The organism is Candidatus Omnitrophota bacterium, from assembly GCA_028716565.1.
In the GTDB taxonomy this organism is placed as follows: domain Bacteria; phylum Omnitrophota; class Gorgyraeia; order Pluralincolimonadales; family Pluralincolimonadaceae; genus Pluralincolimonas.
Genome location: JAQUPL010000008.1, coordinates 42,914 through 64,318 on the forward strand (window position 1 = coordinate 42,914; position 21,405 = coordinate 64,318).

At 48.3% G+C, this 21,405-nt stretch carries 19 protein-coding genes; all 19 read right to left on the reverse strand.

What is annotated here, in order from left to right; genetic code table 11:
• Window positions 1-21: 21 nt before the first annotated feature.
• On the reverse strand, window positions 22-639 hold the full coding sequence (locus PHO67_07540) for a TetR/AcrR family transcriptional regulator (protein ID MDD5546984.1): 618 nt from the start codon (window positions 637-639) through the stop codon (window positions 22-24).
• Between the two features lie 263 nt (window positions 640-902).
• Window positions 903-1,709, reverse strand: a complete 807-nt coding sequence (locus tag PHO67_07545; protein ID MDD5546985.1) for a hypothetical protein — start codon at window positions 1,707-1,709, stop codon at window positions 903-905.
• Window positions 1,710-1,928: 219 nt separating this feature from the next.
• Entirely contained in the window at window positions 1,929-2,549 is a 621-nt protein-coding gene (locus PHO67_07550; GenBank protein ID MDD5546986.1) for a superoxide dismutase, read from the reverse strand.
• Between the two features lie 123 nt (window positions 2,550-2,672).
• A complete protein-coding gene (locus PHO67_07555; protein MDD5546987.1) occupies window positions 2,673-3,233 on the reverse strand; it encodes a YSC84-related protein in 561 nt (186 codons plus the stop codon).
• A gap of 161 nt (window positions 3,234-3,394) precedes the next feature.
• Window positions 3,395-3,946, reverse strand: a complete 552-nt coding sequence (locus PHO67_07560; GenBank protein ID MDD5546988.1) for a hypothetical protein — start codon at window positions 3,944-3,946, stop codon at window positions 3,395-3,397.
• Between the two features lie 166 nt (window positions 3,947-4,112).
• The gene (locus PHO67_07565) at window positions 4,113-4,703 is read right to left on the reverse strand and encodes a PEP-CTERM sorting domain-containing protein (GenBank protein ID MDD5546989.1); all 591 of its coding nucleotides are present in this window, start codon (window positions 4,701-4,703) and stop codon (window positions 4,113-4,115) included.
• A 127-nt stretch (window positions 4,704-4,830) separates the two neighbouring features.
• Window positions 4,831-5,379 (reverse strand): hypothetical protein, encoded by a 549-nt coding sequence (locus PHO67_07570; protein MDD5546990.1) that lies wholly within the window; start codon window positions 5,377-5,379, stop codon window positions 4,831-4,833.
• A 97-nt stretch (window positions 5,380-5,476) separates the two neighbouring features.
• On the reverse strand, window positions 5,477-6,466 hold the full coding sequence (locus PHO67_07575) for a LacI family DNA-binding transcriptional regulator (protein ID MDD5546991.1): 990 nt from the start codon (window positions 6,464-6,466) through the stop codon (window positions 5,477-5,479).
• 75 nt (window positions 6,467-6,541) lie between these two features.
• Window positions 6,542-9,178 (reverse strand): glycoside hydrolase family 3 C-terminal domain-containing protein, encoded by a 2,637-nt coding sequence (locus PHO67_07580; protein ID MDD5546992.1) that lies wholly within the window; start codon window positions 9,176-9,178, stop codon window positions 6,542-6,544.
• A gap of 156 nt (window positions 9,179-9,334) precedes the next feature.
• On the reverse strand, window positions 9,335-10,039 hold the full coding sequence (locus tag PHO67_07585) for a VIT family protein (protein ID MDD5546993.1): 705 nt from the start codon (window positions 10,037-10,039) through the stop codon (window positions 9,335-9,337).
• A 198-nt stretch (window positions 10,040-10,237) separates the two neighbouring features.
• On the reverse strand, window positions 10,238-10,393 hold the full coding sequence (locus PHO67_07590; protein MDD5546994.1) for a hypothetical protein: 156 nt from the start codon (window positions 10,391-10,393) through the stop codon (window positions 10,238-10,240).
• Between the two features lie 170 nt (window positions 10,394-10,563).
• On the reverse strand, window positions 10,564-11,775 hold the full coding sequence (locus tag PHO67_07595) for a glycosyltransferase (GenBank protein MDD5546995.1): 1,212 nt from the start codon (window positions 11,773-11,775) through the stop codon (window positions 10,564-10,566).
• A 1-nt stretch (window position 11,776) separates the two neighbouring features.
• Window positions 11,777-12,448, reverse strand: a complete 672-nt coding sequence (locus PHO67_07600) for a DUF5752 family protein (protein MDD5546996.1) — start codon at window positions 12,446-12,448, stop codon at window positions 11,777-11,779.
• Window positions 12,414-13,250, reverse strand: a complete 837-nt coding sequence (gene otsB / locus PHO67_07605) for a trehalose-phosphatase (protein MDD5546997.1) — start codon at window positions 13,248-13,250, stop codon at window positions 12,414-12,416. The genes PHO67_07600 and otsB overlap by 35 nt, the downstream gene beginning before the upstream one ends.
• Entirely contained in the window at window positions 13,247-14,269 is a 1,023-nt protein-coding gene (locus PHO67_07610) for a DUF1646 family protein (GenBank protein MDD5546998.1), read from the reverse strand. The genes otsB and PHO67_07610 overlap by 4 nt, the downstream gene beginning before the upstream one ends.
• A 57-nt stretch (window positions 14,270-14,326) precedes the next feature.
• On the reverse strand, window positions 14,327-16,561 hold the full coding sequence (locus PHO67_07615; protein MDD5546999.1) for a trehalose-6-phosphate synthase: 2,235 nt from the start codon (window positions 16,559-16,561) through the stop codon (window positions 14,327-14,329).
• A 4-nt stretch (window positions 16,562-16,565) separates the two neighbouring features.
• The gene (locus tag PHO67_07620) at window positions 16,566-17,591 is read right to left on the reverse strand and encodes a mechanosensitive ion channel (GenBank protein MDD5547000.1); all 1,026 of its coding nucleotides are present in this window, start codon (window positions 17,589-17,591) and stop codon (window positions 16,566-16,568) included.
• 4 nt (window positions 17,592-17,595) lie between these two features.
• A complete protein-coding gene (locus tag PHO67_07625) occupies window positions 17,596-19,050 on the reverse strand; it encodes a glycoside hydrolase family 130 protein (GenBank protein MDD5547001.1) in 1,455 nt (484 codons plus the stop codon).
• Window positions 19,047-21,326, reverse strand: coding sequence for a glycosyltransferase family 4 protein (locus PHO67_07630; GenBank protein MDD5547002.1), 2,280 nt, complete (start codon window positions 21,324-21,326; stop codon window positions 19,047-19,049). The genes PHO67_07625 and PHO67_07630 overlap by 4 nt, the downstream gene beginning before the upstream one ends.
• Between the last annotated feature and the right edge of the window lie 79 nt (window positions 21,327-21,405).

The following is a 21,405-nucleotide window of genomic DNA, read 5'->3' on the forward strand; positions in this document are numbered from 1 at the left end:
TATTTCAGGCGGGATTACGTACTATTTATCTTCGGAGATGCCTCTTAACAGGCACTTTAATATGACGCCGGACACGCCAACCAGGCTCTTCTTGTTTTTGCTGTTTTCCTTGAACCATTTCAGGACAAAAGATTTCATGATCGAGGTCAATATATCCAGGACTTGTACGGGCTCAAAATCCCTGCTTATGACCCCCTCCTTCTGGCCCTGCTTGACTATATCTTCCATATATTTTTCGAACTTTTGGCCGGCAGGGGTGTTCCTGATGCTCTTCTCCGCAAGCATCATATCGTCGGATTCCGAAACGAATATGCGGAAGAAGTCCAGGTTCTCCTCGAAATACGCGAGTGATTCGCGCACGAATACCCCCAGCTTGCCTTTCGAGTCCTTTGCCGATGCCATCTTCTCTTCGACTACAGACAGCATACCCTTTAACTTTTCCGTAAAAAGCGACCGGTACAGTTCATCCTTATCCTTGAAATGCAGGTATACAGTGCCTGTCGCGTACTGGGCTTCCTTGGCGATATCCCTTATCGTCGCCTTGTGGTATCCCTTCAGCGCGAAGATATGCTCTGCAGCCGCGAAGATATCCGACCTCCGTAACTGCCTGTCCCTTTCTCTCCTGTTCAATACAGCCATTTCGCCTCGTCTAGAATTGTATCTAATTAATGAACGTATGTTCATAAATTATATACCATCTATTCTCGCCTATGTCAAGCCAATTACTTTAACGGCCCCTGAATAAATAAAAAGGGATTACCGGGGCTTTCTCCTACGCACGCCGGATGCTCTTCAATCAACAGTTACCTTAAAAGCTGTCAATTCCGAGGACCCGGTCCATTCCCCTTTAAGGCACGCCCTCCTTTTTTGTTAAAACAAAAAACCGGTGCGATTTTCTAGGCCTAGAATCTGTATGTTGCTCCGACGCTCATTGCCGTTTCATCCACAAACCTGCCCTCTACGTTCAATTTAAAGTTTTTCCCGAAATTCCAATCCGCTCCCGTAAATACGCCGATATTACGGTCGGCGTTAAATATTAAATTATCCCACCGCCTTGAGTCGTTTGGGTTTTTCTGGTCCATCCTGAGATCGGAGTATCTTGCGCCCAGATACGGCGTAAAATCCGCGATCTTTTTGGCGATATAAGGGGCCGCGTGCCATTCTTGTATCCTGCAGTCGGCATATTTTGCGGTAGTGACTGCCCCTGAAGCCACATTAACGGCGCGAAAATCTAATTCATGGTCTGACGTAAGATATTGTGCGTCGCAACCGATAATCCATCCGTCATTTAATTCATAAGCCAATTTAACGCCTCCGCCATAAAGAAAAGAATCTCCTGCCGACAGATCTTCTTCGACTCTCTTAGTGTCCCCCACGAAAACATCCCCTTTGAGATCGTAATTCGCAACCCCTAGTTTTACATATATATCCATAGCGTTAAATATGCCGTAAGAAACCTTGCCCGCAACATTGTACCCTCTATTTATCCTGAAATTTACCGGCCTGTCATTATCGTGTCCGGGAGGGCGTGTCGCTTTTTTAAAATCCAGGTCTCTGCCAAAAACATAGGACCATTCTGCCGTCGCTGCGATCTTCCCCCGCCCCTGAGTCCTCGGGCTTCCCGCGCTGGCAGCCCCGGCAGGGACCGTTGTCATAACTACCATTCCTATCAAGACAAATATTGCATATTTCTTCGTATGGTGTGCCATGATTAATATTCTTACCACTAATAAGGTATAAAATCAAGGGTAGGCAGGTTGATATTACGGGGAAAATCTACAACCGGATCGGCGAGTATGGCGCCGGGGCTATGTCCAGCGCACTGGGCATGGGAATTTTAAGATAAAAAATCAGATTAAAAGCGGTACAAATTTCAACTGGGACAGTCCAATAACATATTCCGCCTCCTTTCTATTTAACTTTTAACTCTACTTTAGATTATTTTCTGCAAAACTCCAATTGATCAGCTTGTCGAGGACGGCGTTAACGTAATCCGCGCGGCGGTTCTGATAATCCAGGTAGTAAGCGTGTTCCCATACGTCGATGGTCAATAGCGGCTTCAAGCCCTTAGTCAAAGGTGAATCCGCGTTGCCGGTCTTGGCCACATTAAGCTTATCGCCATCCAGCACAAGCCACGCCCAGCCGCTGCCAAATTGAGTAGTCGCCGCGGCCGCCAGTTCCTTCTTGCATGCATCCACGGTCCCGAAAGAAGCCTCGATCTTTGTTTTCAATGCTGCGGGTACTTCGCCGCCATTCGGAGTCAAACTATTCCAGTAAAACGCGTGGTTCCACGCTTGCGATGCATTATTGAAGACCGCGGCTTTTTCCGCTTTGCCGGCTGTCGCGGCGATGATTTGGTTTAACGCCATACCGGCAAATCCAGTTCCTGCAACCAGCTTGTTCAGATTGTCGACATACCCTTTATGATGCTTGCCATAGTGGAAACTGACCGTATTCGCGGAGATCACGGGAGAAAGCGCGTCTTGCGCATATGGTAAAGGCGGCAAAACATGCGCAGTTGCACTTTCAATCTTGTCATTGCTCTCCATTATTCCTCCTTTGTTAGGGCTACTCTCCTTAGATATAAAATGTCCGCCCCTGCTAGAGGCGGACATTTGCGCCGATCGCATAAATACCATTTATGATTCTTATCGTGAGAGCCAATTATATTTCTATCTTTGGAGCTTAGTGACCTTCGCGCCGTTCAGGCTAAGGTCATACATCAGCCCTTTCTCGCCGAACACGAACGCGACGATCGGCTTGTTGGAAATAGCGCTGCTCATCTGGGTGCCCGCCCCGAGCGCTATGACAGCTACGGATGCGTCAGCGCCGATCTTCCAGCCCTGGCTATCCCTGAAATTCTTCAAAGCCTCATCGGTCATGAACGCGATTATAATAGTCTTCTTCTGCCCTCCCAGTTGGAATCCTATCGAAGCGGCGGCAGTGCTGTAATAACCGGCCGTCTTTCCGTGTATCCTGAGGGCCCCTTCCCCGTATTCTCCGCCTATTCCAATAGCCCCTTTAAAGACTGACGGAAAAATAAGCAGACCCTTCGCCTTATCTATGACGTCACCGCCTCCTTTTATATCCCGAAGGGTTTTAAGCGATACATCCACTCCTGCATCTATATCCTTTGCGCTTACGGCGTACGAATACGTCTCCAGGCAAAACATTACCGCAAAAGCCATGCATAAAACAGCCAACGCTCCCCTTACCATACGCATTTTTTCCATCTTCGGCTCCTTTCTATTATTTTTGGCCGTATTGCTTCAGAACTTCATCTTCGTCTTGACCTATCTCTCCGGATATACGTAATTATAAACGCATAAAAAATATTGGAATTGGCTAATTCACCTTTTTATTGACTTTTTTCCACCGAGCACGCCGCGAATCGTTACATAGGGGGCAAGGAGCTGAAATCGGCATCATCAAAATAGCAGCACCCCCCTGTCTTCTTTTTGGCAGCCTGGATCATTACTTTGATCTTTGCTTTAGCGGCGCCTGAGGGCGCAATAACCGCCGGAGTTGATAAAAGCTTCCAAGTGTCGCTGGCGGCGGTAAGCGGAGGACTCTTTATCGGCTCGCTTATTATGACATTATCAATAGTGCACCATTCTATCTGTATCCACGCTTTAGAATCGCCGGAAATAGGGTCGCCGGGCTTGCCTAAAACATAGACGCTAGCTTTATACTGCATGCCGGGAATTACATCGACATACTGTTCAAATAATCCATCGCCATAATCCCAAACCCAAGCCTTTCCGGATTGTTTGCCGCTTCTGTATGTTCCCGTATCATATGTAGAGTCGCCGTACGCACCCCATCCAAGCGGATCAACTTTTTCAAAACCCGGGTTGACAAGCAAATTACCTTGCTCAGCGAACGAGGACAAACTAACAGAGCTCAAAGCAAGGACAAGAAAATAAATAAGACATGATCTTCTCATCCTTCTGTTCCTCCTTTTATTTAGCTGGTTTTATTATAGGGGTAATGTCTTACTATATCAAGGATTTTCAGGGATCAGGGAGGGATTTACTCGCGGGATTTGAGGCCATTACTAATATAATTTTGGGGCAGGGATCTTGGACCCCTGCCCCATCACTAAACGAAACTTACTTAACTGACTTTTTTCTGCTGAAACCAAACAAACCAGCCAATCCTGAACCGAGCAAAAGCATACTTGCCGGTTCCGGAACTGCCTGCGCATCAAAGTTAGCATTGTCAAAGTAGACATCATTGCCGCTATGGCTTGTAGGAGATACCAGAACATAACCCAGCTTTGCCGTCGTGGCACCGTCCGGCGCTACCGTCCACGGAGTTTCAAAGTACGTCCAATCGGTATTCGCGGTTGTAAGCTTGGCGCTCTCTACGGCCGTTCCCGCGCCATCCCACTGGAACTGTATCCAAGCGCTACCGGTATCTAAACCGGCAGATTTCAGATAGCCGCTTGCCTTATAGGCAACACCCCCCGTCACATCAACCGTCTGTTCGAACTTCCCATCGGCGTAGTTCCATGACCAAGCATGCGCTGACTGGACGCCGCTCATTTTTACCTCTGTAACATAGTTGCTATCACCCCAGTTGCTCCAACCAGTGCCGGTTTCAAACCCAGGGTCGCTGAGCAAGTTAGCGGATACTGTTGACGGCGTTGAGATAAGCGCGGCTGCCATGATCACCAAAGTTGCAAAATAGAATTTCTTCATTTAACTATTTCACCTCCTTTCTTTTCTTTTATTCTTGTATGTTTCTGCTCACGAGAGCAGAAACATTAAAAAACTATCTCTAATATCCTTCTCTTCGGGAATAAGATCTGTTGCTTACATTAATATATTACGGGACCGTCCGGAAATCGGCATCGTCAAAATAGCAAGACCCTGGAGTGTTCTTTTGTGCAGCCTGGATCACTACCTTGATCTTTGCTTTAGCGGCGCTTGGGGGCGCAATAGCCGTCGGAGTCGATAAAATAGCCCAAGTGTCGCTGGCGCCTGCAAGCGGAGAACTCTTTACCGGGTCACCTATTACGGCGTTCTCAGCAGTGAACCATTCTATCTGTATCCACGCTTTAGAATCGCCGGAAATAGGGTCGCCGGGTTTGCTTAAAACAGAGACGCTTGCTTTATACTGCGTGCCGGGAATTACATCGACATACTGTTCAAATAATCCATCGCCATAATCCCAAACCCAAGCTTTTCCGGATTGTATACCGCTCTTATAGGTTTCCGTATCATATGTAGAATCGCCGTACAGATCCCATCCAAGAGAATCAGCTTTTTCAAAACCCGGGTTGACAAGCAGGTTACCGCCTTCCGCAGCGAATGAAGACAAGGTGAAGAAAGTCAAGACTAAAACAAGAATGCAGCCTACGCACACCCCTTTCATGCTTCCCTTCCTCCTTTTTTGATGCCTATGCTCTCGTGAGCACAAACATAGGTTACCATATAGGCTTTATAATGTCAAGCCGATTTTATTGCTTTTTTTAGGTTGATTTTCTAATAACAAGTTTTGGCTCAAAAAAACGCGTGTAGTCCTTATTTTTGCCTTGGGGGATGACATTTTTGATCAATGTCTCGGCAGCCGCAAAGGCCATATCTTTTACCGGCTGAGAAACCGTAGATAAGGAAGGAGAAAAATTTTCACAGCTCGGTATATTGTCAAAGCCGATCACAGCTATATCTTTGGGTATATCCCTGCCTGCTTGTTTAATAGCTGACATTGCCGCAAGGGCCATCCTGTCGTTTGCGGCAAAAACAGCGTCGGGAGGTTCTTTTAATGATAACAGCCTTTCTATGGTCAGTTTCTCATAATTAATATGATTATTATCATCGTTATATTCTATTATTACCTGTTTGTCCGCCTCTTGTAAAGCTTTTTTGTATCCTTTAAACCTATCTTCGGCATCCACCCAGTTCTTGTGGCCATGAATGAACGCTATCCTCTTGCGGCCGGAATCCAATAAATACTTTGTTGCCAGATAGCCTCCCGTAACATTATCGCAGTCGAAAGAAGAAAGATCCTTAAGATGCGAACATAAAAGGACTAAAGGTACTTTTTTATCCTGCAATCCAAGCACGTCTTTATAATTGTCTTTTCCGATAGCCGGCAAGATAAAACCTGATACTGATTTATTCAGATATGTATTCAAGCATTCAAAACTATTAAATTTATCCTGGGTAAATAACATGACTTGATAGCCTTCTTTCTTGGCGGCTTCACTTACACCTTTGATTATTTCCTGGACATAAGGCTCCATACTAAAAAGGCCTCCTCCAAAGAAAAGAAGCCCAAGGACGTTTATTTTTCCGGAAAGAAGTCTGGCGGAATGGATATTAGGAGCGTAGGGTTCTTTTTTAAGGTAATCCAGTACCAAGGCACGGGTTTTTTCCGAAACATATTTGTCTTCCCTTAAGACCCGCGCTACGGTAAACCTTGATACCTTTAATTTTTTTCCTATTTCCCTAAGGGACATTGAAGCCTTAATCTCTTTCTCTCCTTAATTAGCTGGTTTTATTATAGGTATAATATCTTGCTATATCAAGGATTTTTAGGGATTAAAGGCGGCATCTCCCTGCCGCGCCGCATACGCAAAGCGGGCCTGGAGCCGGATGTCGCGGGATGAACTGCCGACGAGGATGTCGAATTCGCCGGGTTCGGCGACCCAACCCTTCGCCTCAGCGTCGTAGAACGCGAGGGCTCGCTCGTCCAAACGGAAGATGACCTGCTTCGTTTCGCCCGGGGCCAACTCCACCTTCTCGAACCCCTTGAGCTCCTTCACTGGGCGGGGCAGGCGGGACTCGACATCGTGGACGTAGAGTTGCACGACTTCCTTGCCCTTGCGCTTGCCCGTGTTCGTGATGTCCACGCGAGCGACAAGGGTCTTGGGGTCCACGTTCAGGTTGCTGTACTTGAATGTCGTGTAGGACAATCCGTGCCCGAACGGGAAAAGGGGTTCCACGTTCCGAGTGTCGTAGTAACGGTAGCCAACCAGCAGGCCCTCCTTGTACTCGCAGTCCTTATCGTTGTACTGCCCGATTGCGTGGGCAGGACAGTCCTCGAGCCGCTTGGGAAACGTGATCGGCAGCTTTCCGGAGGGGTTGATGTCACCGAATACGATGTCGGCCACGGTGTTTCCGACTTCCATGCCGGCGTACCACGCCTGGACCACGCAGGGCACTTTGTCGATCCACGGCATCTCGACGGCGCTGCCGGAGACCAGGAACACGGCGGTGCGCGGATTGGCCGCCGCGACTGCCTCGATCAACTCGTTCTGCCGCCCGTGCAGCCGGATGTCGCGACGGTCCTCACCCTCCTTGTCGTACTGATGGTTCTGGCCCGCGAACACCAACACGGCATCGGCCGCGCGAGCCGCTTTGATCGCCTCGGCAAATTCGACTTCGGGGCCGACGCGGGAGTCCGGCCTAACCCAACCCAGTTTAACCATTGCATCGCCGCTGGATTCGTAGTACTCCACCTCGAAGTGGTAGGTCTGGCCCGCGGTCAACTCGATCTTCGCGTCCTTACGTTCCTCGGCATGGTCGGCCCAGTTGTCGATCACCACCTTGCCGTTGATCTTCAGCCTTGAACCGTCGTCGCTCGTAAGGCCCAAGTGATAGATCCCGCTGGCAGTCGGCAGGATATCGGCCGTCCACCGCGCGGAGAAGTTATCCTTGGGTACACCTGCGGCCGGACCCAGATCCTTCCAGTTAAAGTCCATGGCCTTCTCATACCGGATCTCGACCGGCTGACCGTTCAGATTACGGTCGTTGAAGTACTCACCCTTCCAACTCCGGATGCCGGACTTGGGATCTGTGGTCTGCACATACGTGTCGCTGATCGCCTCGAAAACCGTGGTGTCGCCCGTGTCCCGGTAACCCTCCACGTACGTGATCTTAACCATTCCCCCGCCCTTGCGTTTCAGCCCCTCGAGCGGGGTGATCTCATAAAGCGCGCGGATCGCCGAACTGCCGCCTTGATTCGCATGCTGTATGACAGCGTTCTCGCCGATCACAGCGAGCTTCAGTGTCTTGTTAATGTCGAGCGGCAGGACGCCGTCGTTCTTCAGCAGCACCATCGCCTCGCCGGCGACATCCCGGACCGCCTGCTGGTTTGCGGCGGTATTGCGCGATCCGGTCTTGCGTGTCGATGGATCAATCATACCGGCCCGGATCATGAAGCGGAGGATCCGCCGGACCTTGTCGTCGACGACGCTCTCCGGAATCTCCCCGCGCTCGACGGCCTGCCGAAGGGGATTCGCAAAGAAGAAGGTGTCGTAGTTGTCCGACGTGCCCATCTCTATATCGAGCCCGTTCACCGCGGCATCGCGCGTGCTGTGCGTTCCGCCCCAGTCCGAAATACAGACACCGTCGAACCCCCACGCCCCCTTGAGAATGTCGTTCATTAGGTACTTGTTCTCTCCGCACCACTGTCCCCGGAACTTGTTGTAGGAGGTCATTACCGTCCAGGCACCCGCGCGGACGGCCGCCTCGAACGCCGGCAGGTAAATTTCGCGCAGGGTGCGCTCGTCGGCCACCACGTTGACCCAGCCGCGGTTCCACTCCTGGTTGTTCAGCGCGTAGTGCTTCACGCACGCCGCCACATCGTTGCTCTGGATGCCGCGCACCACCTCGGACGCCATCTGGCCGACTTGGTACGGGTCCTCGCCGTAATACTCGAAATTGCGGCCACAGACTGGAGTGCGGACGATGTTGATGCCTGGGCCCAGGAGGATGTCCTTGTTACGATGACGCGCCTCCGCGCCCAATGTTTCGCCGAATCGGCGTCCCATTTCCCGATTCCAAGTCGACGCCAGCGCAGAGCCGGTCGGGAGATAGGTCACGTAGTCATCCTCCCACCCCGCAGGCTCCCAGGAGTTGGCGGCGGTTTCGCGCCGTACTCCGTGCGGGCCGTCAGACATCGCCACACGGGGAATCCCCAGCCGTTCGATCCCAGCGGTATTGAACTTCGAGTTGGCGTGGCAAAGCGAAAGCTTTTCGGCCAGCGACATCTGCTTCAGCAGGTCGTTGATGCGTGTTTCAATTGCCGGCACCGGCGCGAGGTTCTCAGCTTTGTCAATAGCGGTCGCGGCAACAGCTTGAGTTTCTGATTGAAAACCCTGGAGTCCGCCGCATGATATAGTGAATGTTACCAGAAGTGTGACGAAAACGTACTTAAACATATTCATACCTTTGCTCCTTTTTATATAGATCATTTAATGATACCTCCTTTTTCATTGTTTCTCCTTATATTGCCCACGTGGGCAGAGTTTAACACATAATTACCCTTTTTCAAGATAAATTTACCGCTTTTTTTATGGGAATTCTTGGCAAGGTTATACCAATTACACGATTTTTCCAAAAAGGGCACCCACGGCGGCCGTCAACGCCATTGCTAATGCTCCCCAAAACGTAACGCGAACAGCTGCTCTCGCTATGGGTGCTCCGCCGGCGAATGCCGCCAGCGCCCCTAACACCGCGAGAAAAACAAGCGTGACCCCAAAAACAACGGGAACCAATTTCGTTCCCGGTACTACAAACACGATGAGAAGCGGCATCGCTGCGCCGATAGAAAAACTCGCTGCCGATGCCCACGCGGCTTGTAACGGGTGAGCGATGAAATTAAGAGAGATGCCGAGTTCGTCACGGGCGTGTGCCGACAATGCGTCATGGGCCATCAATTGCTCGGCGACCTGTTTTGCGAGCGGCGGATCCAGTCCCCGGCCCTCGTAGATTGACGCCAGCTCCCTGTGCTCGTTTTCATTATCTACATCGAGTTCCTTGCGCTCGCGCGCCAGGTCTGCTCTTTCGGTATCGGCCTGTGAGCTTACCGATACGTACTCGCCGGCCGCCATTGACATCGCCCCTGCGACCAAACCGGCGACGCCGGCGACCAATACTGAACCTCTGGACGCGTGAGCTGCAGCTACGCCCACAATGAGGCTTGCGGTCGACACTATCCCATCGTTCGCACCCAAAACTGCGGCACGTAACCAACCAATCCGGTACGTACGATGATGTTCCCTATGACTACTTTTGGCCGCAACCATTATATCTTCCTTTCAGCCGAGGGGAAACCTTTCTAATTTAGCCGGTTTTATTATAAAGGTAATATTTTACCATATCAAGGATTATTGGGGATCAGGGAGGGATTTCCTTGCGGAATTTGAGCACCTTGAGCTTTTATCTGGCGAAATCCTGTGAAGCAGGACGTCCGTTTTGTCCGGGCATCGGCCGATCATTATATCTTATTTCTTTTCTTTGGTCTCCTCTTTTTCTTTATCTTGATTTTTCTTATCTTTCCTAGCGTCAAGATTACCTCTAACTATTACATAGATAAAAAATAATGCTGCAAAGCCCAAAAGAACATAAACCGGCCAATCTTTTGATAAATTAATTCCCATAGATAAATACCTCCTTTATTTTGATCTTTTCTTTGTCTTCTTCCCTTCTCCGTCAAGACCTTTTTCAAATATTCTTCTAAAGCAGAAAACCCCCAAGCCTAAAATGAATGTCCAGGAAATAATTAGAAATATCCAACCGCTCGGTTTCAAATATAGGTCCTCCTTATTATTTATAAATAAACTATATCCTCCGGATGATATAACGAAAGAAATAATAACATATACTCTTTCAAATGGCGCGTTATCAGAAAATTGTTCCTTACGTGCTCTTTTCCGTTCTCGCCTAATTTGCGGGCATAATCCGGGCTGCTCAAGAGCTGTTTTACGGCAAAACTCGCCCCTTCGACGGAATGACAAAGTAGTCCCGAATATTTATGCGTTATCTGCAATGGTATGCCGCCGACGTTGGATGCTACAACCGGTTTCGCTTTCCATAAGGCTTCGGAGACTGTAAGGCCAAAACCTTCTCTTAAAGATTTCTGCAAGATCACCGCTGAAGCTCTTTGAAGCGCGTTTATTTCAATATCGTTCTGCGCAAGCAAAAGCACATGTATATCTGGGTCGCCTTTTGCGGCCTCTTTTACTTCAAGCAGAACTTCCGCGCTCTCCGGGTCATCCGAGGCCCCTCCTCCCGCAAGAATTAGCCGGCAATCGGCGTATCTCTTTACCTGCCTGTATACCTTTAAAACTCCCAGAGGATCCTTCAACCTGTCAAAACGCGATATCTGCGTGATTATAGGCTTATCTTTCGGAATTTCGTATTTATTTAATACCGAATCTATCGTCTCCTGTGAAAGCTCCTTATTTTTGTCGCTTAACGGATCGATCGAGGGAGATATCAGAAATTGCCTTATTGGCAATTTCTGGGAGAAGGCCGGAGCTGAAAAGACTGCCGCATCATATTTATCGATATAACCCCTAAGAAATCCCCAGACATCCTGATTCGGCTCGGAGACATCTACGTGGCAACGCCAGACCCATTTATTTTCCTTCCTCTTGTCAACCAGGACCACGGGCTGGGGATCGTGAATAAATACGATGTCTCCGTAAGTATCCAGCTCTTCCATATTCATGCGGCTTGTTTCCAGGAATATATCGAAATCCTTTTTTGAAATTTCCACGTTGACTCCGTGAAGAGCATTGTGGAAATTCTTGGTGACCTCGAAAAACTGCTCTCCCCCTTTTATCAGGTCCCACCGCGCGTCTACCCCGAGCTCTTTTAAGAGGGGTATCATCCTGTTCAGTATCTCCGCCACGCCTCCGCCGACCGAGGTTGAATTGATATTCTGGATCACCTTGCCTCTTAACCTCTCGGCAAGAAGCCTTAGGTCGTCTATTGTCGGCTGTCCCACGATAGGGATATATTCGTCTATTTTCCCCATATCAGGCCGGCATCCTTCTCTTGATTATCCCGATCACTTTATCCCTTAAACCCTCCAGGGTAAAAGTATAAGGATCAAGCTGAGATATCTCCCTTGCCATCCGCTCATCGCCGACCGAATTCATTATCCAATTCGAAAAATCGTTCGTATTTTTTTCAAGCCTCAGGCGCGCCTCAAAGACGTGATAATAAATGGAATCTATGGTTATCTTATCTAAAATATCTATGAAATCCTTCAAATCATACGCTTCATATTTGGTCGGAAGCACGAAGCTTACCGACTTCACGAAATGGAATTCGTCGCCTTCCCCCGCGAACCTGATCTTTGCCGTCGGGTTCTCGGCCAGATACGACTCGATCACCTCGACCAGCTTCTCCCTTAAGCTGCGGATAGTATTAAACTGTATGACGTCTATGCTCGCCAGCTTCTCTCCTAACTCATCATCGCCCATTACCTCTGTCACCCAATACGCAAAATCGTTCGGCGGTTCCGGCGAAAGGTGCTGGTGCTGCTGCAGGAACCTGTGAGTATGGTGATATATGCAGGAACCGTTCACCACTTTCATAAGCTCGAGCAATTGCCCTAAGGTCGAGGCCCTCAATCCGGTTAACTCGGAAAGATGCATCCTCGTATAGAATCTAAAGGATTCTCTTGCTTTCCGTATCTCTGCCATGTTCCTGTTCCTTCTTTAAACCGTTAACCATCCTTAAGAACTTCAATACATCCTTGTGGCTCTTAAGATAATATTTCGCTTTGGACTTCTTAGGCATGCCTACAAATATGGTCAAACTCTTTTTCCTTAAGGCCGAAAAAGCGTCCTCGTCGGTCACGTCATCGCCTATATAAACCGGCAATACCGGATCCCCTCCCGACACGAATACCTGCCTTGCGAGAAGCCACATCACAGATCTCCCCTTGTCCCATTCAATGGGAGGCCTTACTTCCAGTATCATCTTCCCGGTATTTATCTTTATCTTATTGCCGACCAAATAATATATTATCGCCTCGTGGAACGCCGTTTTGACTAAATGGATATTATCCTCATTTACCAGGCGGTAATGCACGCTTAACGTACAGCCCTTGTCTTCCAGTATGACGCCTTTTATATGAGCGAGCCTTCTGAGCAGATCGAGTTTTATTTTCCTGACTATCTTTTTAAAGCCCGAGGGGACGACGCTTTCGAATTTCAATTTAGGCCCTTCGATCTCCAGGCCATGGTTGCCGGAATAGATGATGTTTTTTAAGCCGACGACGCTCTTTATGTCCTTCAATGACCGGCCGCTGATTACGGCAAGCTTACACCCCCGGTTCTTTGATAATTCATACAATATATCCCTGGCTTCTTTAGAAAGAACTGCTCTATCCGGAGTGTCTGCGATGGAGGTCAATGTTCCATCGTAGTCTAAAAAAAGTATAATGCGGCTATTTCTCAGATCTTCCTTTAAATGACCCCAATGATTAAAAAGATACTTCATATCCAGAAAACCGCTAAAAAATATCCCAGCATTAGTATGAGCCCTAAGGGTATCCCTAATCTGGCCCAAGCCCGGCTGGGGATATTTAGCTTTCCCGCTGCGATGATATTAGGGATATTCCCGGGGATAAGCATCCCTCCTGAGACCAGCAAGCCCATAAGTATCGCCCGAATATGTCCTATATCCATCTTTGGCGTGATCTCGGCGGCGGTTAAGGTCGCGTTATCCAGAATAGCCGAAACGATGTTGAGCCAATACAGCCCTTTAGCCGACATCTGGACTACATAGGCGTCTATAATAGGCTTAAATCCCTTGCCTAAAAAAATCAAAGCCATCACAAAAAGATAAACTTTACCCGCGCGGATAAAAATGTCTTTTACTATCTCCGGCCTGTCTTCGGCTAAGGTCGTCTTTTCGGAGATTTTGGGTCTTATAAATGTGGCCAAAAAACCCAGGACCAGGATTCCCGGTAAAATATATAATCCCAGTAATTTCACCAAAAACCAAAAATCGGCATTAAAAGGGGGCCCTTTCAATTTGGATATAGCGATCGTAGACAAAGGTTCGCCGATCGGAGTGAGGGCGGCTCCCAATCCTATGGAAAAACAGGCTATGACCACAAAATTAGTTTCGGTCTTTTTGTCAAATTTCATCCCGGTAACCAGTTCCACTAAAACCAAAGAAGCGATGATCGCAGTGATCGCGCTTGACATGACCCCCAATAATACCACGACCAAAAAGAATACCCATTTAACCCCTATTTGACGGATAACTTTACTAATTGTCGACCGTATGCGGTCCCTGACATAACGGAAGAGCAACCCGGCCACCAGTACCGCAACGCTGATCTTTATCGGCTCGACCAATGCCTCATAGACCAAATGTTTACTCCACAATTGAGAGATCGTCACCGCCGATAAACCCATGACAAAAAGAAAAATCTCTAAATCCCGCTCTATTCTCTTTACCAGGAAAGGCAGGACAAATACCGTTACGATTATCCCGGCAAGCCCCCACATGATCCAGGCAGATAAGACTATTTTTTCGGTCAATTTATTCTCCCGGTGCGCCTATTTCTAACTTTTTTTCAGCGCCGTCAGTTCTGTAATTATATTGCCTGCCCAGCGGTACACGTTATTTTCTGTAACTATTTTACGCATGTTTTCCATGCGTTTTTTCCTCTCTTCGGCAGGCATTTCCACCGCAAATTTTATGGCGTCGGCGAATTCTTCTATAGAATAAGGATTTATCTGGACCGCGTCTGTCAGTTCCCTCGCGGCCCCCGTAAAACGGCTCAGGACCAAAACGCCGTCCAGATTCTTATTTGAGATAACATATTCCTTTGCTACCAGATTCATCCCGTCATGCAGGGAACTCACGATGCAAACATCCGCTAAAGCATAATACGGCTTGATCTCTTCCGGAGAAAAATGCCTCTTTAAGTATATGATCGGTTTCCAGTTCCCGTCATAATGCTTCCAGTTGACTTTCTCGACCGCCTCATCTATCTCCGCCATCAGGTCATGGTAGCGCTTTATATGGATCCTGCTTGGAGCTGCCAATTGAAGAAAAACAAACTTACCTTTATATTGAGGATATTTCTCCAAAAACCTGTCTATGGCGGACATCCTTTCTATTAGTCCCTTCGTGTAGTCGATCCTCTCCACCCCGACAGCGACTATCTTGCCTTCCAGCTCAAATTCCTTAGATAATTCGTCTATTTCAGCTAAATCCTGCTTAGTAGTCTCACCCATATAAGTATCTACGCTTATCGGGAAGGCGCGGACAAAAGTCTCTTTTCCGGCCCGTACTATGCTAAATTTTTCCGTGTCAACGCGGGATTCGAGAAGCCTGTTTGCAGTATCGAGAAAATTATTGCAGTGATATTGCACATGAAAACCTATCAAATCACAAGCTAACATTCCATCCAGAATTTCTTTTTGATAGGGGCAGGTAGCGAATATCTCGGGATTCGGCCACGGTATATGCCAGAATAGCGCTACGGTCGCGTTAGGTTGTTTTTCCTTTATCATCTTAGGAAGAAGCGTAAAATGATAATCCTGAATAAAGACAAGGGGATTTTTCGCGGGCAACTCTTCCAAGACGGCGTCGGCAAATTTCTGGTTTACTTCCTTGTACATCTGCCAGTCGGACTCCCGAAATAGGGGCCGAGTATGGGTAATGTGACAAAGCGGCCATAATCCTTCATTGGAAAAACCATAGTAATAACCCTGCTCTTCCTCTTTTGTCAGCCAGACTCTTTTGAGAATATAACGGTTATCTTCAGGCGGAACGGCTAGTTTGTTCTTGGAGTTTACAAATTTTCTGTCCGCATTCCCGCTTCCGTGAGCGATCCATGTCCCGCCGCAAGCCTGCAATATGGGGTCTACGGCGGTAACAACGCCGCTTGCAGGCCTAATACACCTGGTTTCCCCGCTTGTGTCCTCGATGACATGCATATAAGGTTCCCTGTTTGAGACCACGCATAAAGCGTTTTCGCCTAACTTGGCAAGGACAACGTTTCGGAGCTTTGCTTCTGTCCACAAATCCTCATTCTCTAAGCGAACTTGAGCTTCACCGGAGATTGTTTTACGCGCGATCCTTAAACTCAAAGCTATCTGCTCGACTTCACTGGCAAGTTTTCCAAACGCGCCTTTTTCTTTCGTTATCGGATGCTGTTTGTCTATCTCGCCTTTTTGAAAAAGATGGAACCACTCGGTAAGCTGGAGAACGGGCAAAATAAATATCCGCCTCTGCAGCAACACCATGATTAACGTGATAGATACGACCAAAATTATCAGGGCAGTGCTTACATGCCTCCATAGCTCCGTCAGCGTCGTAAAAACATACGAGGTATCGTAAACAACCTCTACCACACCCAAAACATTTTTTTCGTCATCCAGAACAGGAAGGACGTAGCTGTACACGGAATATTCCTTGAATTTTTCCAGCGCTCCGCGGGGATTTTTCGTCTCCAATGCTTCTTTAATATAAGGCTTGTCTTTCTGTCCCCAATCGGATATCCTGGAGGTGATCGACAATACTTTGCCATCCTTGTCGTAAATCACGCATCCCTGGAGCCTTTCTCTCTTTTGAAAGCTTTCCGTAAGACGGTTAGTCGATCTTAAGTCGTTGTTGATCAAAACGTACTTTACGGATAATTCGGTGCTTTCGGCAACAGTTTTTGCCTTTCTTTGAAGGTCATCCATCAACTTGCCTTCTTCAAAATTAACTTGCACTATGCCGAATACCGTAAAGACCAAGGCAACGATGATCAGGATCGGTAAAATAAACAATAGTATTCGTCTCATATGATTATCCCTTCATTTCAATGCGTGTCCGCGGTAAACATTCGGGGAAGCGTCGTTGTAAAAACTCCACAAGATTTTCCCTGACTTCACAACGTAAGTCCCACATAGCGGGAGAATCCGCTGCGCTCATAAGCGCCCGCAACTCGACTGTTTTGTCAGTTACATTGGTAACCTGCAGCGCATCGACCTTTTTATCCCACTTTGTGCTGTTTTTGAGAATACGCGTTAATTCATTACGGACTTCTTTCACGGGTACGGTGTAATCGGTATAGATAAGAACAGTTCCCAGTAAATCTGCTGAAGTCCGCGTCCAATTCTGAAATGGTTTTTCGAGAAAATATGATATGGGGACTACCAAACGCCTCAGGTCCCAAATACGCACTACCACAAAAGTGAGGGTAATTTCCTCGATCCAGCCCCATTCATCCTCGATAATGACCACATCATCCAGCCTAATTGGCTGGGCAATGGCTATCTGAATGCCGGCGATGAGATTCCCCAGCGTTTTTTGCGCGGCAAAACCTATAACTACCCCGACAATTCCTGCCGAGGCCAATATGCTTACACCTATATGCCTGACTTGCGGGAAACTCATCAGCATAAAGGAAACGGTTAACAAAACTATGACCACGATCATGATATTGGCGATCACGCGCATTTGCGTATGCATACCACGAGCACGCACATTGTCCCGAACCGTGATATCATAACGGTTCAAAAACGCATCGCGAAGAATATAGACAATCTTAATAGCGACCCAACCAAACAACGCAATAAGCAGGATATAGATAAAATGGCCGATAAAGCCGCGCGCCTTTTCCGGTAGACGTAATAAAGGGATGACCCCCGCGATACATAAAGCTGGTATCAAAAAACGTAACGGACTTTTGAGAAGCCCCAGGTTGACCTTAAACAATTTTAAGGAAATAGTATCCCGCCGTTTAATTAAAAATGCAGCAAAAAAATAAATTATACAACCGACAATAAAGCTAGAGGCTATTAAAATGCCCGAAAACAAATAATCATTCATGATTTTAAATCCTTTCTCGAGTCAGTCTGTCGAGGATCGCACGCAGCGATACCAGCCCGATAGTCGTCTGTTGGTCGTTTAACGCGTAAGGGATAATAAGCGTATCGCTATGGACCATTGCTCCGCACGAATAGACGACGTTCGGAACATACCCCGAACGACTATTATCCTCCCAATGAATAAGCGGTTCGCTCAACCGGCCAATTACACGCGAAGGATCTTCGCGGTCAAGCAGGGCAGCGCTGATCGAATATTGGCGCATCGGCCCGACGCCGTGGGTTAGGAGCAGCCACCCGCGGTCGGTCTCTATCGGAGAACCGCAATTCCCTATCTGCACGAACTCCCATGGATATAATGGACTCATTAATGGAACGGCCTCATGCCAGAAATGGATATTATCGGAATACATAAGGAAAAGGTTCTCGTTATCGTTCCGGGAAACCATCGCGTAACGGCCATTTATCTTGCGCCGGAACAAAGCCATCCCCTTATTGACCGCCGCCCTGCCGTTCAAGGTGATCATTTTAAAACGGATAAAATCTTCCGTCTCCATTATTTGCGGCAGGATAACCCTGCCGTCATACGCCGTATATGTGGCGTAATATTTCCCGCTTCCATCATCATTCTTAAAATATACGAAACGCGCATCCTCCATACCGTTCTGCTCGCTTGGAGAAAGCGGGAACAGGACGCGTTCTGAAAGCGGGAACTTCGGATCGAAAGTAGCTTCATAATTACATCGTGCCAGCCACAAGATCTTTTCGCAGGTAAGTTTGTCTGTCTGGGTTATCGGATGATGGCCTGCAGTGTAATCCCTGACCTTCTCTTCCAGCTGCTCCATGGTAAACTTTTCCGGTAACGGGTCCGTAATGTATTTTGAGCAGTTATTCTCCAGCCCCATTTCATAGAGTTTTCCGATGAAACACATCTTATCATAAAGAGCGCTCGGTTTCGGTTCGGCGGTACACGCGAGACCGGAAGTTTTGTCAATCGATACAGTTCCATATTTGTCTATGAGCCCCGAACGGAACACTAATGTAGATATCTGCCCCTCGCCTGTGGCGCGCAAAGAAATAATAAAACGCAGGGATCCTTCGGAAACCCCGGATTGGTCGGGATGCGCTACAATAGAAGGATTGAAGAGACCCGTTGATTCATATGAACGCTCGCCGATGAAGTACGCTCCTATGAGAAGCCTGCGCGTTTTAGAGGGTGCAAAATCGGGAGGCATATATGCGCAGATGACCTCGAACTGGCGCTCAAGGATAGAATCAAAATTATGGTGTCGCGCTGAAAAATCCCGTACGGTCTTCTTCAATTCTTCTTCCGCGGCGGACTCGTCAAGAGCCATAATGCGCGAGACGATCCCCGGGACGCGTGATTGATTCCCTGGAATGTACGGCCTGATGATGACGCGCCCGCTATCAGGGGCGATGACTATACCGGTATTCTTTATCATTCCTCCAAGGGCTCCTTAAGACTTTCGAGAACATTTTCCATCTCTGTCATCTCGGTCAGGGAAAGAAGAAATGAAAGCGTAGATTCAGCGCCTTGATTGCGGTTCACCCTGTTAATGTGAAGCCCGTCGCAGCATCCGCCCGTCACCGGGTCATATAGTGAAATGCCGAGATCGTTGCTACCGAGGAACCACTGAAAAACATTTAAGGCTTCCTCGTACCACATCTTGTCTTTTGTTACGCGATAGGCATCGAGGCATGCCGAAACGGTAGCATAGGCTTCCACCGGTTGCTGGTCAAAGACAGGCTTGACCCCGCCGCGAATGTATTCGCCATCCGTGCCTACCGGCTGGAAATGGCCGCGGGACGAGGTCTGTACCTTCGTAAGCCAACTTAAAGACTCAACCCCGGATCTCAGCATCTCTTCGTTATCGAGATCGTGTCCGCTTAACAAAAGGGCATGGGGTAATTTGGCGTCGCAATACGTCAGGGATGATTCAAACCATCGCCATTCCGCATCGCTATTTGCCTTGTAAAGATCGTGAAGCCGAGCAGCGAGTGTCTGCAGGCAGTTGCGTGCGAGCCTGTCCCCGTGAAAACGCTGCAGATATTCATGTATACCTAGCAATATGAAAGCCCATGCGCGCGGCGAAGTAAACGACACCGAAGGGGCAAGCGCCTTTTCGAATAACTCGACCGACATCTGGGTAAAACCTTCATTTTTTGACCGCCCGATGCAGGTACCGATAGCCCATATCGCCCTACCGTGGCAATCTTCGCTGGACGTTTCTTCTTTCCAATTTCGCTGGAAGGTCAGGAAATTCCTGAACCGTACCATGGAGGGATCCCACGCGTATTTGACAAACCCGAGGTAACGGCTCGAGAGATCGTTGATCTTAAGAGGATTTATGGTACCGAGGTTCTCAAGCAGGACGGTCAGGATGAGCGCCCGCGCATTGTCGTCTGTGCAATACCCTTCGGAAAAGTTGGGGACATTGAACGTGGCATGCTGGAAGATCCCGATGGAATCGGTCATCCTTACGAGATGATCTAGCTTGATATCGGGCAATACGGGAACCTGTTGTTCAAGAGGATACATCGTCACCTTCTTTTGCGTCGCTGGAGAACGTTTCATTTTTGCTTCTTCAAAGATCGACGTATATTTTGACGCAACATTGCTCCATATCATCTCGCGGCCTAAAAGATAGGCATTCTTGCGCATCGTATTACGTTCGTTTTCATTGACGATAAGCCTTGTAACCGCCTGCCCTATCGCTTCCGGATCGTTGAACGGTACAAGAATGCCCCTGCCGTCGCTGAGCAGTTCGGCGGCATGCCAGTATGGGGTCGAGATTACCGCGTTTCCTACGCCGAACGAATAGGCAAGGGTCCCGGAAACTACCTGCGCTTCTTCAAAATACGGGGTAATATAAATATCGGCGAGCACGAGCAACTCTTTAAGTTCTTCAGAAGATACGAAACGATTATGAAAAATGACATTACGCGAGATCTCAAGCTCATCGCAAAGACGTTGTAAAAAAAGCCTGTATGATTCACCCTCGTGTCTTAATAGATTGGGATGCGTAGCGCCGACGACTATGTATACGGTGCTCGGACGCTCTTTTATGACTTTGGGAAGTGCGCGCAGGACTACCTCTATCCCCTTGCGCGGAGAAAGCAGCCCAAACGTAAGGAGCACGGTCTTGCCCTCAACCCCATACTGGTCTTTATAGAAATTCGGGTCGATGAAAGAAACGTCGGGTATCCCGTGCGGGACCAGCCGTATCTTAGATCCGTGTATCTTATTTACTGCCTGAAGGATGTCGGCAGCCTTTTGCGTCATTACGACCGCATAATCAGACAGGCCAAGCAATTCATCCATAACGCGTCTCTGGCGCGCGGACGGATTTTTCAGTACCGTATGCAGGGTCGTTATTATGGGCATCTTCAATTGGCGTAATAAAGCCAATATATAACCGCCTGCGTCGCCTCCAAAAATACCGAATTCGTGCTGAAGACAGACAACATCGATGTCGTTGAGGTTGAGGAAATCCGCTGCGGCTTTGTACGAGTCTATATCCTGCTCCTTGATCTCGAAACGTACGCGTTCCGGATAATCGTAACCTTCCTCGATATCCGTGACAGGTATCGCGAATACCTGGACAGAAGGGTTCAAGGCCGCGAACGCCTCGCAGATATCCGTGGTAAAAGTCGCGATGCCGCAGCGTCTGGGAAGATAATTTCCTATGAACGCTATCTTTTTGATATCATTGGCCATCTTGTCTATCTCCGGCTACAAATAAAGAACCATCTGATTTTTCGTCAGATGGCGGCCCGACCATCAAAAATCCTCCGAA

Bases quoted from the DNA above. Each gene is read 5' to 3' on its own strand.
- PHO67_07600 (MDD5546996.1), bottom strand. From the start codon at position 12,448: ATGGCAGAGATACGGAAAGCAAGAGAATCCTTTAGATTCTATACGAGG.
- PHO67_07595 (MDD5546995.1), bottom strand. From the start codon at position 11,775: ATGGGGAAAATAGACGAATATATCCCTATCGTGGGACAGCCGACAATA.
- PHO67_07575 (MDD5546991.1), bottom strand. From the start codon at position 6,466: ATGTCCCTTAGGGAAATAGGAAAAAAATTAAAGGTATCAAGGTTTACC.
- PHO67_07615 (MDD5546999.1), bottom strand. From the start codon at position 16,561: ATGAGACGAATACTATTGTTTATTTTACCGATCCTGATCATCGTTGCC.
- PHO67_07555 (MDD5546987.1), bottom strand. From the start codon at position 3,233: ATGGAAAAAATGCGTATGGTAAGGGGAGCGTTGGCTGTTTTATGCATG.
- PHO67_07630 (MDD5547002.1), bottom strand. From the start codon at position 21,326: ATGGCCAATGATATCAAAAAGATAGCGTTCATAGGAAATTATCTTCCC.
- PHO67_07560 (MDD5546988.1), bottom strand. From the start codon at position 3,946: ATGAGAAGATCATGTCTTATTTATTTTCTTGTCCTTGCTTTGAGCTCT.
- PHO67_07590 (MDD5546994.1), bottom strand. From the start codon at position 10,393: ATGGGAATTAATTTATCAAAAGATTGGCCGGTTTATGTTCTTTTGGGC.
- PHO67_07585 (MDD5546993.1), bottom strand. From the start codon at position 10,039: ATGGTTGCGGCCAAAAGTAGTCATAGGGAACATCATCGTACGTACCGG.
- PHO67_07620 (MDD5547000.1), bottom strand. From the start codon at position 17,591: ATGAATGATTATTTGTTTTCGGGCATTTTAATAGCCTCTAGCTTTATT.
- otsB (MDD5546997.1), bottom strand. From the start codon at position 13,250: ATGAAGTATCTTTTTAATCATTGGGGTCATTTAAAGGAAGATCTGAGA.
- PHO67_07540 (MDD5546984.1), bottom strand. From the start codon at position 639: ATGGCTGTATTGAACAGGAGAGAAAGGGACAGGCAGTTACGGAGGTCG.
- PHO67_07610 (MDD5546998.1), bottom strand. From the start codon at position 14,269: ATGTGGGGGCTTGCCGGGATAATCGTAACGGTATTTGTCCTGCCTTTC.
- PHO67_07565 (MDD5546989.1), bottom strand. From the start codon at position 4,703: ATGAAGAAATTCTATTTTGCAACTTTGGTGATCATGGCAGCCGCGCTT.
- PHO67_07625 (MDD5547001.1), bottom strand. From the start codon at position 19,050: ATGATAAAGAATACCGGTATAGTCATCGCCCCTGATAGCGGGCGCGTC.
- PHO67_07570 (MDD5546990.1), bottom strand. From the start codon at position 5,379: ATGAAAGGGGTGTGCGTAGGCTGCATTCTTGTTTTAGTCTTGACTTTC.
- PHO67_07580 (MDD5546992.1), bottom strand. From the start codon at position 9,178: ATGAATATGTTTAAGTACGTTTTCGTCACACTTCTGGTAACATTCACT.
- PHO67_07545 (MDD5546985.1), bottom strand. From the start codon at position 1,709: ATGGCACACCATACGAAGAAATATGCAATATTTGTCTTGATAGGAATG.
- PHO67_07550 (MDD5546986.1), bottom strand. From the start codon at position 2,549: ATGGAGAGCAATGACAAGATTGAAAGTGCAACTGCGCATGTTTTGCCG.